Source organism: Phycisphaerales bacterium, from assembly GCA_020852515.1.
Lineage (GTDB): Bacteria > Planctomycetota > Phycisphaerae > Phycisphaerales > UBA5793 > UBA5793.
The window spans coordinates 160,190-176,070 of record JADZAS010000023.1 but is presented as its reverse complement, the minus strand read 5'-3'; the positions used below and the strand labels follow the sequence as shown (position 1 = coordinate 176,070).

Genomic DNA, 15,881 nt, shown 5'->3' with positions numbered 1-15,881 from the left:
CAGAACCGGACGGATATGGAGGCAGATCGGGTGCTCCGGCTCTCCAGTCAACCGATTATTTTCATCATCGGCGCCAGACAGGTGCAGGTCTGGCTCGGCCACGGGCGCAGCGCCGAGCGCGTCGAACTGGCGGTCGATCTGCCCGCCGAACCTCGCGAATGGGCCCCGGCGGTTCGCGCACTGTCGATGCGCCTGGGGCCGATGCTGCGCGAAGGGCGCAACAATTCTGCGGCTGCGATCGTGCTCTACGAGAGTCCCGGCTGCACATCGCAACTGACCAGCGTGACGACGACGCGCAACCGCCACTCGCTGGCTGCGGCGCGCCTCGCGGCCCTGGGAGCGCTCGGCTGCGCTGAGGACGCCGCGGTGGCGGATGCGTGCGAGATCGGCTGCGACGCCTCGGCCAATCCGCCTCGCCGCCACCTCATCGCCGCGGCGGATCGCGATGAATGCGTGCAGGCGGTCGCTGACCTGATCGAATCCCTCGGACTGCTGCCTGAGCGGATCACGCCTGTTGACGCCGCGGCCATCATGAGCACCGTCCGGCCGGCGCTGGTGCATCGCGGCCCCACGCGCGGCTGGCTGCATGTCGGGGAGGCACAGTCCTGGCTGGTGGTCGTGCAGCAGCAGCACCTGTGCCTGTTTCGACCGATCCGCTTTGGTGTTGGGGCGCTCGCGGACGTGCTGACCCGGCCGATCTGCATCAATGGTGCGCGGGGCGAGTTTTCGCTTGCTTTGGATGATGCTCGCGCGATGCTCCTCAAGCACGGCGTGCCCGATCGCGATCTGGTTCTGGATGAATCCACCGATCTCCACGGCCGGCACGTGCTGCCGCTGCTCCAGCCCGTGCTGCAGCGCGTGATTGTGGAGTTGAAGCAGTCGCTGCGGTTCGGTCTCACGGAGGCACAGCGGCGCGAATTGGCGATCCATCTTTGCGGTCGAGGCGCGGGCATCGCCGGCCTCGCGACCATTCTGGGCGGCGCGCTGGAGTGTCCGGTGGAGATCTTCGACCCGGGCGGCGAGGATCAGGCCGCGCTGCTTTCCTGCGGACTCAGCCGCGAGCAGTGCCTTCGCGCCACCGAGCGGGGCCCGAATCTGCTTCCCGCTGCCTCCATTTCACTTCACGCGGCACAAAGGTTCAATCGGCGCGTGTGGCTCGGACTCGCCGCCGGGCTGGCGCTGATTGCGCTTGACGCGAGGCGGCTGGATCTGCGGATTCAGGAATCGAGCGAACGGCTGGTGTCGCTCAGCGATCAAATCGACGATGCGGCGGCGCGCCAGCATGAATTCAACCGCCGCCGGGCTCGCGAGGCAGGCTGGGCGCAACTCGAGAACTCATGGACGGCGGCGGCGCTGCTTTCGCCGGACTATGGCGCAGTGCTGCGTGAAGTCGCTCTTGCCGCTCCCGTTGAGATTCGCCTTACGAGGCTGGAGAGCGCCAACACGCCACTCGATGCTCTCACCGGACCGGCCGCACCGGCGCCGGACCTGGCCATTGAGGCGTACGCCACCGGAAGCGCCCCGGACGAATCGCTTGCCGAATTCATCGCGCGCCTCAGACGCAGTCCGCTCATCGAGTCGGTCGTGCTTGGCTCCACCCTGCGAAGTGAACTCGACGGCGAGGCGGCACGGCGCTTTCAGGCGAAGATCACACTGCGCAGAGGATGTGAGGCCCCGGCAGCGCGACTGGTTGACGCCGGGCGGGAGCCGCAGCCATGAAGCGCCGCACCAGCGTCAGAAGAATCCTCCCAGCCAGTGCCGTCGTGGCGGCTGTGCTGATCGCGGCATTCATGAACTTCTCCATGCCCCGCATGGAGCGCCTCAGATCTCTAGAGCGCGAGTGCGAGGCGCTTGTCGAGAGCGGGCACATGACGCCTGCGACAGCGAGCGCAGTTCCATTTCGCGAGCCGGTGGAGGTCATGGAATCGGTAACCGCGGCCAATGCCGCGAGCGGCGATCCCGCGGTCGCCTACGACCGGCTGCTCGGTCTCGCACGCGGCGCGGGCTTGCAGGTCGAATCGATCACGCCGAATGCCCCGCACGTCGCCGGCGATCGATTCGAGTCGTCGAGCTGGACGCTCGTGGCGACGGGACCGTTCGGGGCTGCGGTGACCTTTGTCGACGCGATCGAGACTGCATCCGCGCTCCACCGGGTGGAGTCAATCCGCCTGGTTCCGGCCATGGCCGGCGAGCCGAATCATCTTACGCTGACCGTGAGCATCGAGTCGGTGCGCATCGTCATTCCTGAAGCGCTCGTCGATGCGGCGAATCGGCAGGGCATGGCTTCGGCGCGGGAGGGGACGCCATGAGAGTCAACATCACTGCGGGCCGGCGACTGGCGAGCATCGCTTCGCTGACTCTGCCGGTGCTCATCGTCGCGCTGGCCAAAGTGGCCGGTCTCGGGCCGCTCTCAACACGCGCCGAGGAAATGGAGCAGTCAGACGAAGCCTCGCTCGACGCGGCGGCCGCGGCGCCGGCGCCCCCGACCGTCGAACCGCGGCTGCAACTCTCCGCAGTCGAGACCGAAGCGGCTGCGCGGGCGAGGGAGTTGCGTGAGCACGCCGCCGTGAGCGTGAGCAGTCCCTTTTATGCGCCAAACGTGCGTGAGCCTGAACTGCCGCCGATCGAAGCGCCAGTCGTCGAACCGGCGCCTCCTGCGCTGCCGAGCTTTGTCCTGAACGGCATCATGAACGGGCGGCCGCCGATCGCCGTCATCGACGGGCAGGTTCACCAGGTCGGCGATGACCTCGGCGAAGGCTGGCGAATCGAGTCGATCGACGCCAGGAGCCTGAGCGTCCTGCTGCGCCACGACGATGGCCGCGAACACCAATTGCGCGCCGGCTCGATGTAGCTGTTCGCGAGCTCTACACCCGCTGCTGCGGCCGGTCCGGATTTGACCAGTCGAGATGAAAGAACTGGCCGCGCGGCTGATCAACGCGTTCGTAGCTGTGGGCGCCGAAGTAGTCCCGCTGGGCCTGGAGCAGATTGGCCGGCAGCCGCCTGGAGCGGTAGGAGTCGTAGTACGCCAGCGCCGACATGAACGCCGGGCACGGCACTCCGCCCGTCGCCGCCAACGCGACGACTTTGCGCCAGGCCCCCTGGCCAGCATTGATCTGCCGCCGAAACGTCCGGTCGAGGAGGAGATTGGGCAGGTTCGCGTCTTCCTCGTACGCCGAGGCAATGCGCTGGAGGAATCGGGCGCGGATGATGCAGCCGCCCCGCCAGATGCGCGCGATCGTTGCAAAGTCCAGGCTCCAGCGATACTCCAACTGCGCCTGCCGCATCAACTGAAACCCCTGCGCGTACGCGCAGATCTTCGAGCAGTACAGCGCCTGGCGCACGGCATCCACGAGCATCTGCCGCGAGCCGATGGCGCGGCGGCTCAGCGGCGCCGGAGCTTTGATCTTCTTGGCGGCGCCGACGCGCTCGTCTTTGAGAGAACTGATGATCCGCGCAAACACGGCCTCAGTGATCGTCGCGGCCGGTACGCCCATGTCGAGCGCGTTCACGCTCGTCCACTTGCCCGTACCTTTCTGGCCGGCGGTATCGAGGACGGAATCGACGAACCATGCATCATTCTTCTGCGGGTCGCTCTGGTGCAGGATATCGGCCGTGATCTCAATGAGATAACTGTCGAGGTCGCCCCGATTCCACTTCGCGAACACATCGCCGATCTCGGGCGGCGACATGTCCAGCAGCGTGCTCAGCAGCCAGTACGCTTCGCAGATCAGTTGCATGTCGGCGTACTCGATGCCGTTGTGGACCATCTTGACGTAGTGGCCGGCGCCGTCGGGGCCGATGTACGCCGCGCACGCCTCGCCGCCCTTGACCGGCCTGCCCGGCGATGCACCTTCGAGCGGCCGGCCGGTCTTCGGATCAACCTTCGCGGCGATAGCCTCCCAGATGGGCTTGAGGCGCTGCCAGGATTTCGCGTCTCCGCCGGCCATGAGCGACGGGCCGAAGCGCGCGCCTTCCGAGCCGCCGCTGACACCCGAGCCGAAGAACTTGAGCCGGTCGGCGTAGTCGCGTTCGCGCCGGATCGTGTCGGTCCAGAGCGAGTTGCCGGCATCGACGATCAGGTCGTCCTTGCCCACTCCGGCGCCGATCAGCTGCTCGGTGACCGAGTCAACCGGCTTGCCCGCCGGGACGAGCAGCACAGCGATGCGCGGCGGCTTGAGGGCCGCGACGAACTCGCCCAGTGTGCGGCAACCGGTGAGCCCGCCGGGCGTGTCGCCGTGCACGCCCACGAACTCATCCATCACTTCGGTGGTGCGGTTGTAGACGGCGACGTGAAAGCCGTGGTCGGCCATGTTGAGCACGAGGTTCTGGCCCATGGTGCCCAGGCCGATGAGTCCGATGTCCGCCTTTTCGCTGCCCATGCCCTGCGCCTCCACCCGGCGCTGAAGGCGCCGAAAGGGGAGTCTAGTCGGCGGCAGCAGCGCGGCGAGCAGCGCGTCGTTATTGATCGGGCGACGTGCCGGACGACGGCGGCGCATCCGGCCGGGGCAGGCGGCGAGCCCAGTTGCGAATCAACTCGCGATAGCGCGGCGGGATCGCTTCTTCGTTGAGGGCGCGCTCGATGGCCTGCGCCGCTTCGCGCATCGGCGCCGAGTCCATCGGCTGGCGATCAATCGCGCCCTCGGGCCGCTCGTGATCCGGACCGAACATCTCGGCGATGACGCGGTCGTTCACGGGCCTGTCCGGCTTCGAAAGGTCCATGTCCTGCGTGTCGTAGTCGAAGAGGCGAGGATTCTGCACGGCTCGAGTTGGCAGCGTGCGCTCCAGGAGCGACTTGGGCGAGCCGTCGGCGGTGCTGCCGAGGCCATCGCCGTTCTGCCTGGCCTTCTCAGCGGCCCAACGCTCCAGTTCCTGGCGCTCTTCGGGCGACATCTGCTCAAGCAGTTCCCGGGCGGCGTCCTTCATCTCCTGCGAGATCTCCTGGTCGCTCGGACCGGTGCCGGGCGCCTCGTCAATCCGCTCGAGCGCATCGCGCAGGTGCTTGACGCGATCGGCGACCGATCCGGGCTGTTCTCCGGTGCCGGACCCGGTTGATGGCGCCAGCTCGTCGGGGCCACCCTGAGAGCCGGGAGTGAGCGCGGGATCGACGCGGCTGCCTGGCCCGCCGGGAGGCTGGCCCTGCGGCTGTGAACGACCCTGCCCCGGCTGTGGCTGGCCCGCCGCGCCATCGCCCGCCGCAGGCTGTCCCTCTTCCCCTGGCCGGGGCTCGCCGGCTGGCTGAGGCTCCCCGGTGCCGGATGGCTCAGGGCGAGGCTTGCCGTCCGGTTCGATTTCCTCCTCGGGGGTCGGTGTGGTCTCTCCCGGCCCCGTCTCGGTGGGCTTGGGCTGAGGGAGCTCGCCCGGCTGGGTTCCCGGCGTCGGCTGGGGCGACTCGCCCGGTTCGCCGGTCTCCGACGGCTCCTGCTCGCCCGGTTGGGTCTTCTCACCCGGTTTGGTCTTCTCACCCGGCTGGGTCTTCTCGCCCGGTTCGGTCTTCTCGCCCGGTTTGGTCTTCTCAGCGGGTTGAGTCTTCTCACCAGGCAGGGTCGACTTGCCGGGCTCAGGTGGCTCGCCCGACTCGGCCGGCTGGCCGCTTTCGGCCTGTTCCTCAGGATCAGTCTTCTCGCTGGTGGGCGGCGACTGCCCGGGCTGGGACTGGCCTTCCTGCGTCGGTGGCCGGTTGCCCTGCTCAGTGCTGGGGTTGTTTGGGTCGCCCTGTTTCGGCTCCTCGCCGGCGGGCCTGGACTCGTTCTCCCCTTCACGACCCGGGGGAGGCTGCGGCGAGTCGGCATTCTCGCCGGGATCGGGGCGCGGACCTGCTTCATTGCCTTGCGACCGATCAGCGGGCGGCGGCGGATTCTCGACGGAGTCCGCGAGATCAGAAAGCCGCCGGGCCGTTTCTTCAAGTTGTTCACGCGCCCGCTGCTCGGCTGCCTGCTCTGCCAGTTCGCGCTGCGCCTGCTCCGCGAGTTGCTGCGCATCAATGGGATCGCGGCCCTGATTCTGCAACTCGCGCCGAATCTCATCGACGGACGGAGGGTCCTGCTTCCACTGCTCGATCTGTTCGGGCGGCAGGCCGAGGTCTTCGAGCGTCTGCTCGGGCGACTCTCCGGCGGGATCAATGCGCTCCTGCTGCGCCGACTCGCTGATCTGCTCTGCCGACTGCCTCAGCGACTCGGCCAGCGCCTCGCGCTGCTCGGGCGGCGCGTCCTTAAGTCGTTGATCGAGTTCATCGAGCCACTTTGCAGCTGCCGCCATGTCGCCTTGGCGCAGCGCATCGGTGAATTCATCAGCGGCGCCGGGATCGACGGGCTCAGGGAGGCCCGCCAGCCGCTCCGAGGCGCGCTGCCGGGCCTGCTCGGCGATCTGCGACTGCCGATCGAGTCGGTCGGCCAGTTCCATGGCTTCGCGCGCCGCCGAAGCGATCTCGGCATCGCGATCGCCCGAGGCGCCGGATCGTGATTCAGACGACTCGGCTTCGACCGGCGCATCGAGTTGCCTGGCGAGCCGGTCGAATGTGTTCAGCGCCTGCTCGCGGGCGGTGGCGTTGGCGTCGCTGAGGGCCAGTGGATCATCGGCCGTGCGCCCGCGCAAGTGGTCGGCCCGCTCGCGCAGCGCCTCGGCTGCCTTCTGCCGCGCATCGCGTGATGCGAGCTGCTCGGCCGTGGGCCCGGGGCCCGCCAGGACGTTGCGCGGCTCGACCAGCCACAGCAGCAGTGCGCATGCAACAGCGCCCAGCGCCGCCGCTCCCCAGGACAGCGGCCACTCGATCCGCGCGACCGCGCGCGGATCAAGCCGCGAAGCCAGGCTCTGGGCGTCCTGCTCCACCCAGCGGCGCATCGGGTTGTCATGATCGGCCGAGGTGAGCGACTCGAGCGATATCGCCGTGCCCAGCCGATCCTTGAGGCCAAGGTCCCCATCAAGAATAATGGCGGCTTCCAGGCTCGCAGCGCGTCGGCGCCCGGCAACGACGCACGCAATCGGCAGCCCACTCAGCGCCAGCAGCGCGATCAGCCAGACCGGCGCGCCCAGGTTCAGGAATCGATCGGCGAGCGTGAGCAGCAGTGCCGCTGCGGCGCTGACCGACAGCCACAGCCCGCTGCGGCGCACCGCATCGGCCAGCAGCAAGCGCCGCTGCGTGCGTGACATGAGTCGTTGAAGTTGAGAACGCTGCCTGTCCATTGGAGATCAAGATCGGCCACGAATTGGCTGCCGCTGCCGGATTATACGTGATCGGGGGCCAATCCGGTCGATCAGGCGCACGCTTCGGGCGGAATGCGAAAAAATCGGGCCGTGTTCGCGTTGATCGCGGCGTGAAAATCCTCCCATGACTGGCCGCGCAATTCAGCCACGAACCGGGCCGTGTCCGCAGCGTACTGCGGCTCGTTGGGGTAGATCTTGCGATGCGGCTCGGGCGTGAGGAACGGAGCATCGGTTTCGATCATGAGGCGGTCGCCAGGCGTGATCTTCGCGGCCTGCTGGATCGCTCCGGCGTTCTTGAATGTGACGATGCCGGTGTAACTGATCATCGCGCCAAAGTCGAGCACTGCGCGCGCCTCGTCGGGCCCGCCGGTGAAGCAGTGGAAGACGAAGCGACTGCCGGCGAGGCCGCTGGCGCGAAACGTCGGCAGCAGTTCGTCAAACGCTTCGCGGCAGTGCACGATGATCGGCAGGTCCAGGCCGCTCGATCCGATCACATCGAGTTGTTCAGCAAGGATGCGGCGCTGGACGTCGAGCGGCGGATGGTCGTAGTGTTTGTCGAGGCCGAGTTCGCCGAATGCGACGCACCGCTCATCCCGGGCTGCGGCGAGCATGGTGGGCCAGTCCGCCGGCTCATCGCTGTGGAGCGGATGCACGCCGGCCGAACACCAGACGCTTGCGAAGCGCCGAGCCAGGGCGAGGCAATCGGCCGCGTTGGCGGTCGTGGTCGAGACGGTGATGGCGCCAACCACGCCTCGGTGCGCGGCTGCCTGTAAAACCGCTTCGACCCGCCCGGCGTATTGCGGGAACGTAAGGTGGCAGTGGGTGTCGATCATGGCTGGAGTTTACGGTTCCGGGACGCCAGGCTCTCTGGATCGGGCTCAGGGGCCGCCCAAGCCCCTTGCAGGGGAAACCGCGTTCTGGTATACTGGTTCCGAAGCCCCGGCACTTGCGGCTTTTCGTGGAAGTTCGCGCCGCGGGCTAAGTCGAAAGGAGAAGAGATCATGACGTGGCTCAAGGTGGCAAGTGGCATCATCAGTGTGAGTCTTTTGTCAGCCGCACCGGCTGCAATGGCTCAGGTCTTCCCAAATCAGGCGCACGCCAATTACAACTTCATTCCTCTTGGCATCAACAACGGGCCGATCACCTATCACCAGGTCTATGCCGCGGCGCAATTCGGGACCGACCCGGTGGAGATCCGCTCGTTGGGATTCGCGCCGAATCCTGGCGTGAACGGCCAGACCGTCGTCTACAGCGAGCTCGTGATCAGTCTGGGTTACACCGACCGGTCGCCCGGAGGTCTTTCCGCCAACCTGCCGGACAATCCCCGAGGAAGTCTCACGCAGGTACTCAGCGCGCCGGGCTTCTCGCAGCAACTTCAGTCCGGCGGAACCGAGGACTTCTCGCTGGTCTTCCGGTTCGACACGCCATGGTGCTACAACCCGAATGAAGGAAACCTGCTGATCGAGATCCGCGCGACCAACTCGACGGTTGACGTCTCGACAAGCCGGTGCGCGGGCGTGCCGGACGCTTCGCGCGCATGGAACTCGCCGCGCTTCGGGAACAACGCGGATGGCGTTGCTCAGCGTATGCTGTTCGAACTGGCTCCCTGCTCGGGCGGTGGCGTCACGCTTCGACTGTCAGGCTCGTGCCCGGGTTCCATCGGTGTGCACTGGGCCAACGCGACTCCCAACCGGCCGCTTGGAATCGCGTTCGCGCTGAACACCGGCAGCTTCGTCGTGCCCGGCGGAGCCTGCGCGGGAACGCAGCTCGGGCTTGGCTCGAACCAGCTCCAACTCGTAACCACGGTGAACACCGGCAGTGGCAGCGGTTCGGTCAACGGCAACGCCGGAACGGGCGCGTGCGGCGGCTACATCCAGCTCGTTGTCGTGGATGGCAGTCCGTGCTCGACGAGCAACGTCGTGCAGCTGCCGTAACTTCAATCGCATTCGCACGGCCGCTAATCGTCAATTGCAGGCAGCCCCGGGCTCACGCTCGGGGCTGCTTGCGTTCGTTCGCAGTTACTCCGACCCACGAGAAAGTCACCCTGAAATGGTGCTCTGCGGCGTGGATCGCCAAGGGCAGCGACACCTCTCGATGTAGTATCTTCCGAGTCCAGTTCGGCTGTGAAGCGAGTTGTGCATCACCGCCTCGCGAACGACATCTACAGGGAGGGCCATCATGGCTCGCATTTCCACACTGGCCGCTGCGGCAGGGATTGCCGCTGCGTCGATCGTCCCGTCCGCCATCGCCCAGGTCTACCCGGCCCAGCCTCACCGCGGGTGGAACGCCCTTCCTTTCTGGGTCGATGAATGCACCTACCAGCAGGTCTTCGCGGCGGCGCAGTTCGGCTCTGCGCCGATCGAGATCCACTCGCTCGCGTTTGCGCCGGCGGCAACCTACAACGGCGAAGACTACATCTTCGACCAGGTGCGCATCCACATCGGATACACCGACAAACAGCCGGGCGAACTCTCGTCAGACCTCTTGACCAACCCGAGCGGGCCGATGCCGGAGGTGTTCAACATGCTCGAAATGCGCGGCGTCGTCGAGTACGGCGGGAGCGAATACTTCTCGTTCAAGTTTTCCTTCGATTCGCCGTTCTGCTACGACCCGAGCAACGGAAACCTGCTCGTTGAGTTCTACAGCGTGAACACGTTCATCCCCATCGCCACGTCGTACAGCTACGGCATGCCCGACGCTTCGCGAGCCTGGAACTCGTTCATGTTCGGCAATGGCGTCGACGAGGTTGCCACCCGCATGCTCTTCGAGATCACGCCCTGCGGAGGCGGGCCGGTCCTGCAACTGAGCGGCCAGTGCCCCGGCGTCCTGAACGCCGCCTGGAGCGGCGCAACGCCCAATCGGCAGATGGGGATCGTCTACGCTCGCAACACCGGCGCGTTCGTCGTGCCGGGCGGGCCGTGCGCCGGCACGGCACTGGGACTGGGCACGAGCCAGATTCAGCTGGTGCGCACGGTGAGCACCGGCAGCGGCAGCGGTTCGGTGAACGGCAACGTGGGGCCCGCCGCGTGCGGCGGGTATCTGCAACTGGTGGTGGTGGACGGCACTCCCTGTACGGTGAGCAACACGGCTCATTTGCCGTAACAATCCGCCCGGCCGGGGTGCGAGAAAAGCACCCTGATCGGACCTGAATCCGTTGTGGCCAGCCGCGGAGGAAGGGCGCGGCAAATACGATTGTGTGACCGCTGCAGCCGGGCGTTCGCTCACAGCGCAGCGGCAAACACATTGTCTGACGGGAGTGTGATTTACATGTGTCGCATCACTGGCTTGAGCGCGGCTGCGGCCTCGCTTGTCGTTGCATCATCGACTCTGGGGCAGGTTTATCCAAATCATCCGCACGGCGGCTGGAACGGCATCCCGTTCTGGACTCCGCCGTGCGCGTACCAGCAGGTCTTCGCGGCCGGCCAGTTCGGGTCTGCTCCGATCAACATCCACTCATTCTCATTCGCGCCCGATTCGTTCTACAACGGCGAGGACTACACCATCAGCAATCTGGTCGTGCGACTGGGCTACACCGACAAGGCGCCCGGCGGGCTCTCGCCCGATCTGCCCAGCAACGTGCGCGGCTCGCTTACCACGGTGCTCAACGCGCCGTCGTTCCGCGGCATTGTCGATTCGCAGGGGCCGGATCACTTTTCCATGCGGCTGCCGTTCACGACGCCATTCTGCTACGAACCCGCCAGCGGGAATCTGCTGGTCCAGATCGACCTCAGCGGGTGTTCGCTTGGCATCGCCATCTCGACGACGTACGGGTTGCCGGATTCGACCCGCGCATGGAACTCTTCGATCTTCGGCAACAACACCGACACCATTGCCGCGCGGATGATGTTTGAGGTCACGCCCTGTTCATCGGGGCCGGCGCTGACTCTCACCGGCCAGTGTCCGGGATCGATTGCCATTGCCTGGAGCGGCGCAACGCCCAACCGGCAGATGGGGATCGTCTACGCCCGCAGCACCGGCGCGTTCGTCGTGCCGGGCGGGCCGTGCGCCGGCACGGTGCTGGGCCTGGGAGCGAGCCAGATTCAGCTGGTGCGCACGGTGAGCACCGGCAGCGGCAGCGGTTCGGTGAACGGCAACGCGGGGCCCGCCGCGTGCGGCGGTTATCTGCAGCTGATTGTGGTGAACGGCAACCCGTGCTCGACGAGCAACGTCGCGGCGATCCCCTGAACGCGCGCGCAAAGCAGGCAGCCTCATCTGAGGGGATGAGGCTGCCGCTTCATTGCCATTGGCTTGGTTGATTTACGCTGCCGGCCGCGGATCGTCCTCGAATTCATCGAGTTGCCGCCGGAAGCTGTCCAGGGTCATGCTCAGGCGATCGATGGTCCGCAGCACTTCGTCGGCGGTGTCATCGGCCGAATCCGCTGGGGGGTGGAGCAGATCGCCGACCAGTCGGAACGGCAGTGGCTCGAAGGTCATCTCATCATTCGGGCTGCACGTCTCGGTGAGCCTCAGGTTTGGATAAACCATCGCATCGCACTCCTTGAAGTGATTCATCGTCCGGATGGACTGTCTCGCTTCAAGATCGGCAACGTATGGTGGGCGCTTCACTTACAGCCGCCGCCGGTGGCCCTGGCGGTTCGGATCGGGCTGAAAAATCGGCCCGGGAGGCCCGATAATGTCCCGGCGCGGCTGATTCAGATAGGAATGCCGTCGTCGAGGTCAGCCGGCGGAGCGGCTGACGCACGAGGCGGCGCCGCCGGGCTGTAGGCCGGTCGCGAAGGGCGCATCGACTCCACGGGCGGCATCATCGGCGAGAAGTCCTTGAACTTCATGCTGCTGCCCACCCATGTCAGGCGGACGGTGCCGGTCGGCCCGTTTCGCTGCTTGGCGATGATGAGTTCGGCGATATTGGTCGGCTCGAAGTCCGGCTTGCTCTGGTTGTAGTAGTCCTCGCGGTGGAGCATCATCACCACGTCGGCGTCCTGCTCGATCGAGCCCGACTCGCGCAGGTCTGCCATCCGCGGCCTGTGGTCTTCGCGATTCTCGGCGGCGCGGTTTAACTGGCTCAGGCAGATGACGGGAACGCTCAACTCGCGCGCCAGCGACTTGACGCCCCGGCTAATCTCCGCCACTTCCTGCTGGCGCGATTCGCGCGTGGATCCCATCATCAACTGGAGGTAGTCCACCACGATGAGCTTCACCGCGTGCTTGGCCACCATCCGCCGCGCCTTGGCCCGGAGTTCGAGCACGCTCAGCCCCGGCGTATCGTCGATGAAGATCGGCGCCTCGCTCAACTGTCCCACCGCGGTCGCGATGCGGTGGTAGTCGTGCTTGCTGATCATGTTGCGCCGCAGTTTGTGCGAATCGACTTCGCTCCGCGATGAAAGCAGGCGCTCGGCGAGTTGCTGCTTGCCCATTTCGAGGCTGAACACGCCCACGGGAGTGCCCATCAGCGCGATGTTTTCGGCGACGTTGAGCGCAAACGAGGTCTTTCCCATCGAAGGCCTCGCGGCGACGATGACCATCTCGCCGGGCTGCAGGCCCGAGGTCATCTCGTCGAGTTCGCGAAAGTGCGTTGCCAGGCCGGTGATGTGTCCCTGCTCGCGCGACTCGATGGCCTTGAGCGTCTCTTCGAGCAGCGAACTGAGCGAGCGCGTCCCTTCGTGATCAAACTGGAGCACGACGTCGAAGATGGAGCGCTGCGCGGCGTCGAGCACATCGCGCACCTCTCCGCCTTCCATGTACGCGGCGTGCAGGATTTCCCCGGCCGCGCCGATGAGCCGGCGTACGAGGGACTTCTCGGCGACGACTTTGGCGTAGTAGGGGGCGTTGACCGCGGCGGGCACGCTCTCGGCCAGTTGCAGCAGGTACTCCACGCCGCCGATGTCCGCCAGCACGCCCTTCTCCTCGAGCCGCTGGTGCAGCAGGGTGAGATCGCCCGCCGCGTGCCGGTCGTACAACTCGACCAGCGAGGCGAAGATGGCGCCGTGAGCCGGCCGGTAGAAGTCGTCAGGCGACTTGACCGTCAGAATGACATCGCCGATCACTTTCGGATCGAGGATCATCGAGCCCAGCAGCGCCATCTCGGTTTCGACCGAGTGCGGCGGCAAGCGATCGAACAGGGCGCCCAATTCGACGCTCGCCCGTTCGCGCCGGCGGCCGGAGCGGCTCGACGGGGCAGAGGCGGAAGGAGCTGAGGCGGGATTCGGAGGCGACTGGGTCATGCGATCGGAGGGGCTGATCATACCGGCAACATCGGTGCGGTTGGGATCAGGGTATCACATTCCGCGGGCGCGGGTGGCCAACGGACAGGACAATCCCGGACGATCCACGGTTTGTGCACATCGGATGGCGAATCGGGGCGTCAGCCGGAGGTCAGGCGGCCCTGCGGCACGACTTGACCTGCCGGATCTTCACGACCTTCACGGTGCTCTGGTGCCCGACGCTCCCGGCGTCTTCCCGCCGGCGCCCGCGCCTCGAGACGTCCATCAGGTCGCTGCTTGAGCAGATCCGGTTGAGGATCTCCGCAACAACGAACGCGCGCAGACTGCACAGCGGCATGCGGCCCGGAGGCTGACCGGGCGCGGCGAACGACTCGCGCTTGAGTTCTTCGGCGCTGAAGAACTGGCTTCGCGATCGATCGAACTCGGCGGCGAGCACCTGCATGCGCACCTTCAGGTCCGCCCGCGGGGAGATGATGATGAAATGATCGTCGGTCACATGGGCGATGAATTCATCTGCTTCGCGCTCGCCGAAGTGCAGCATGAGCAGGGCGGCCAGTTGACGGAGCATCGTATCGCCCATCTCAAAGCCGTAGGCTCGGTTGTAGCGATTGAAGAAGCGGATATCGATCACGGCCGCGGAGGTCGCGGCTCGCTGGTCCTGGCGCCTCTGAATCTGCCAGTCAAGTTGGACGCGGTTGGGCAGACCGGTGAGCGACGCCGTGTGAGGCGAGCCTTCGGGGCGCATCTTCCCGGCCGCCATGATGAGCGAGCGCATCGAGAGCATGCCCACGACATCCTCGCTGGCGACGAGGATCGGCTCCATGATCTCCGAATCAGGACGGAGCACCGCCCAGTCAATCGTCTCGGCAATCGTCATGTCCGGGCTGGCGACGATCACGCCCGGGCGGCACAACCGGCCCAGCGTGGCTTCGGGGTCGGCTTTGCAGGCTTCCCTGATCCTGGGAGGCGCGACGGCCCCGAGCACGCGCTGCCCATCCAAAACCGCGAGCGTGGCCGCGCTGCTCAGGTGGCCGATCAGTTCAGCCGCGTCGGCGACGGTCATCTCGGCCGGGCAGGAAATGAGCGGCTGCGCCAGTTCGCCGATGGGCGCCATGCGCGGGTCTTCGAAGCGCCGCTGCTCCATGCGGTGCTGCATGTGCGGTATCACTTCAACCCAGAGCGGATCGACGCCCTGATTGGCGGCGGCGGCGGGTCGCGCGATCAGAAACCCCTGGCCGAACGCGACGCCCAGATCAATCGCCGTGCGCAGTTCCTCTTCCCGCTCGATGCCCTCGGCCAGCAGCAGCATGCTGCTGAGGCGCGCAAAGTGAACGAAGAACTGAAGCAGGTTGCGCCGAAACGGGTCGGCGTCGAGATTTGAGATCAGTTCGCGGTCGAGTTTGAGCCAGTTCGGTCGCAGGCGCATGATGCGATTGAGCCCGCTCGTGCCGGCGCCGACGTCGTCGATCGCGAACTGGAACCCGCGGTCACGGAATGCGTCGGCCTGTGCGGCGAGCATCTCGACGCTCGCGGCTTCGTTGCGCTCGGTGAGTTCGATCGTGACGTGGCTGGGTTCGAGCCGCGAGCAGTTGCGGCAGATCGCCGCGACGTCATCCACAATCCGCGGATCGGCAAAGACCGAGGGCGAGAGGTTGACGAAGAGGAACTCCCCCGGCGGCAGGTCCTGGGCGGCGCTGAAGATGACCTCGAGGCAGGCCCGCTCAAGTTCACCCAGCATACCGACGCGCTCGGCGGCTTCAAAAAGCGCGCCCGTGTGCGGGAACGGGCCGCCGTCGAGCGGACGGATCAGCCCCTCACGCGCTGCCACCAAACCGGTGCGGAATTCAAGAATCGGCTGGAAGACCACCCGCAGAGCGCGCGAGGCGATCACGCTGCTGAGCCGCGCCTTGAGATCGGCTGCGTCCACACTCCCGCTCGGTCGGTTGTCGCCCATGCCACACGCCCTTGGTCGCGCATCCCCCGATCAGATGACACACTTACAGCATCGGCCAATAGTGGCCAGCACTTCCCGGTTTATGGTGTGCATCTCCGAGCGGGGATCCAAAGACGCCGGCGGGGCCGATTGGACTTCAGTCGAAGCGAAAGACGCCCTTGCGCCAGGCGTACACGTACGCCGCCGCGGACATGAGCAGGAAGAACAGGATGCGGCCGAGAAAAACGGCGCTCAATTCGCTGCCGGGCGCCAGTTGCCGGAAAGTCGTCGCCCAGGGGTAGAGGAAGATGATCTCAACGTCGAAGACGAGGAACGTCATCGCCAGGAGGTAGTATCGGACGTTGAAGCGCTTGCGGGCCGTGTCGATGGGGTTCATGCCCGACTCGTAGGCCCCGGCTTTGACGGCGCCGGCTCGCTGCGGCCCGAGCAGGTGCGTCACGATGAGCACGGCCACGGCAAACGAAACCGCCAGCAGCACGAGCAGCAGGATCGGCCAGTAGTCGGCCATGATGAGCGAGGTTGTCGAGGGTGCTTCGTGGGGCATG

Annotated in this window: 13 protein-coding genes; 6 read left to right on the top strand and 7 right to left on the bottom strand. The window is 66.2% G+C overall.

Annotation, left to right across the window (positions count from 1 at the left end; all coding sequences use genetic code 11):
• Positions 1–30: 30 nt before the first annotated feature.
• The 3 genes from IT430_15750 to IT430_15740 are packed head-to-tail and all read left to right on the top strand — an operon-like array spanning position 31 to position 2,851.
• The gene (locus IT430_15750; GenBank protein MCC6909394.1) at positions 31–1,719 is read left to right on the top strand and encodes a hypothetical protein; all 1,689 of its coding nucleotides are present in this window, start codon (positions 31–33) and stop codon (positions 1,717–1,719) included.
• The gene (locus IT430_15745) at positions 1,716–2,309 is read left to right on the top strand and encodes a hypothetical protein (GenBank protein ID MCC6909393.1); all 594 of its coding nucleotides are present in this window, start codon (positions 1,716–1,718) and stop codon (positions 2,307–2,309) included. Before IT430_15750 ends, IT430_15745 begins: the two co-directional genes overlap by 4 nt.
• Positions 2,306–2,851 carry a hypothetical protein gene (locus IT430_15740; GenBank protein MCC6909392.1) on the top strand — a complete coding sequence of 182 codons (546 nt, stop codon included), beginning with the start codon at positions 2,306–2,308 and terminating at the stop codon, positions 2,849–2,851. Before IT430_15745 ends, IT430_15740 begins: the two co-directional genes overlap by 4 nt.
• A 13-nt stretch (positions 2,852–2,864) precedes the next feature.
• Here IT430_15740 and gndA read toward each other — a convergent pair whose 3' ends face one another.
• The 3 genes from gndA to IT430_15725 form a co-directional block, all read right to left on the bottom strand.
• Positions 2,865–4,379 carry an NADP-dependent phosphogluconate dehydrogenase gene (gene gndA, locus IT430_15735; GenBank protein ID MCC6909391.1) on the bottom strand — a complete coding sequence of 505 codons (1,515 nt, stop codon included), beginning with the start codon at positions 4,377–4,379 and terminating at the stop codon, positions 2,865–2,867.
• Positions 4,380–4,458: 79 nt separating this feature from the next.
• Complete coding sequence (locus IT430_15730; protein MCC6909390.1) at positions 4,459–7,146, bottom strand: hypothetical protein; 2,688 nt, start codon at positions 7,144–7,146, stop codon at positions 4,459–4,461.
• A 104-nt stretch (positions 7,147–7,250) separates the two neighbouring features.
• A complete protein-coding gene (locus IT430_15725; GenBank protein ID MCC6909389.1) occupies positions 7,251–8,033 on the bottom strand; it encodes a TatD family hydrolase in 783 nt (260 codons plus the stop codon).
• Between the two features lie 168 nt (positions 8,034–8,201).
• On the opposite strand from IT430_15725, the gene IT430_15720 reads away from it, so the two are divergent.
• From IT430_15720 to IT430_15710, 3 genes are all read left to right on the top strand, one after another.
• Positions 8,202–9,134 carry a hypothetical protein gene (locus IT430_15720; protein MCC6909388.1) on the top strand — a complete coding sequence of 311 codons (933 nt, stop codon included), beginning with the start codon at positions 8,202–8,204 and terminating at the stop codon, positions 9,132–9,134.
• Positions 9,135–9,378: 244 nt separating this feature from the next.
• On the top strand, positions 9,379–10,302 hold the full coding sequence (locus IT430_15715; protein MCC6909387.1) for a hypothetical protein: 924 nt from the start codon (positions 9,379–9,381) through the stop codon (positions 10,300–10,302).
• 165 nt (positions 10,303–10,467) lie between these two features.
• Complete coding sequence (locus IT430_15710) at positions 10,468–11,385, top strand: hypothetical protein (GenBank protein ID MCC6909386.1); 918 nt, start codon at positions 10,468–10,470, stop codon at positions 11,383–11,385.
• A gap of 72 nt (positions 11,386–11,457) precedes the next feature.
• Here the strand turns inward: IT430_15710 and IT430_15705 are convergent, their stop codons facing one another.
• The 4 genes from IT430_15705 to ndhC all read right to left on the bottom strand — a co-directional run bounded on the left by IT430_15705 (position 11,458) and on the right by ndhC (position 15,880).
• Positions 11,458–11,766, bottom strand: coding sequence for a hypothetical protein (locus IT430_15705; protein MCC6909385.1), 309 nt, complete (start codon positions 11,764–11,766; stop codon positions 11,458–11,460).
• 86 nt (positions 11,767–11,852) lie between these two features.
• Complete coding sequence (dnaB, locus tag IT430_15700) at positions 11,853–13,403, bottom strand: replicative DNA helicase (GenBank protein ID MCC6909384.1); 1,551 nt, start codon at positions 13,401–13,403, stop codon at positions 11,853–11,855.
• 130 nt (positions 13,404–13,533) lie between these two features.
• A complete protein-coding gene (locus tag IT430_15695) occupies positions 13,534–15,336 on the bottom strand; it encodes a GGDEF domain-containing protein (GenBank protein MCC6909383.1) in 1,803 nt (600 codons plus the stop codon).
• Positions 15,337–15,472: 136 nt separating this feature from the next.
• Complete coding sequence (ndhC, locus tag IT430_15690) at positions 15,473–15,880, bottom strand: NADH-quinone oxidoreductase subunit A (GenBank protein ID MCC6909382.1); 408 nt, start codon at positions 15,878–15,880, stop codon at positions 15,473–15,475.
• Position 15,881 lies beyond the last annotated feature (1 nt).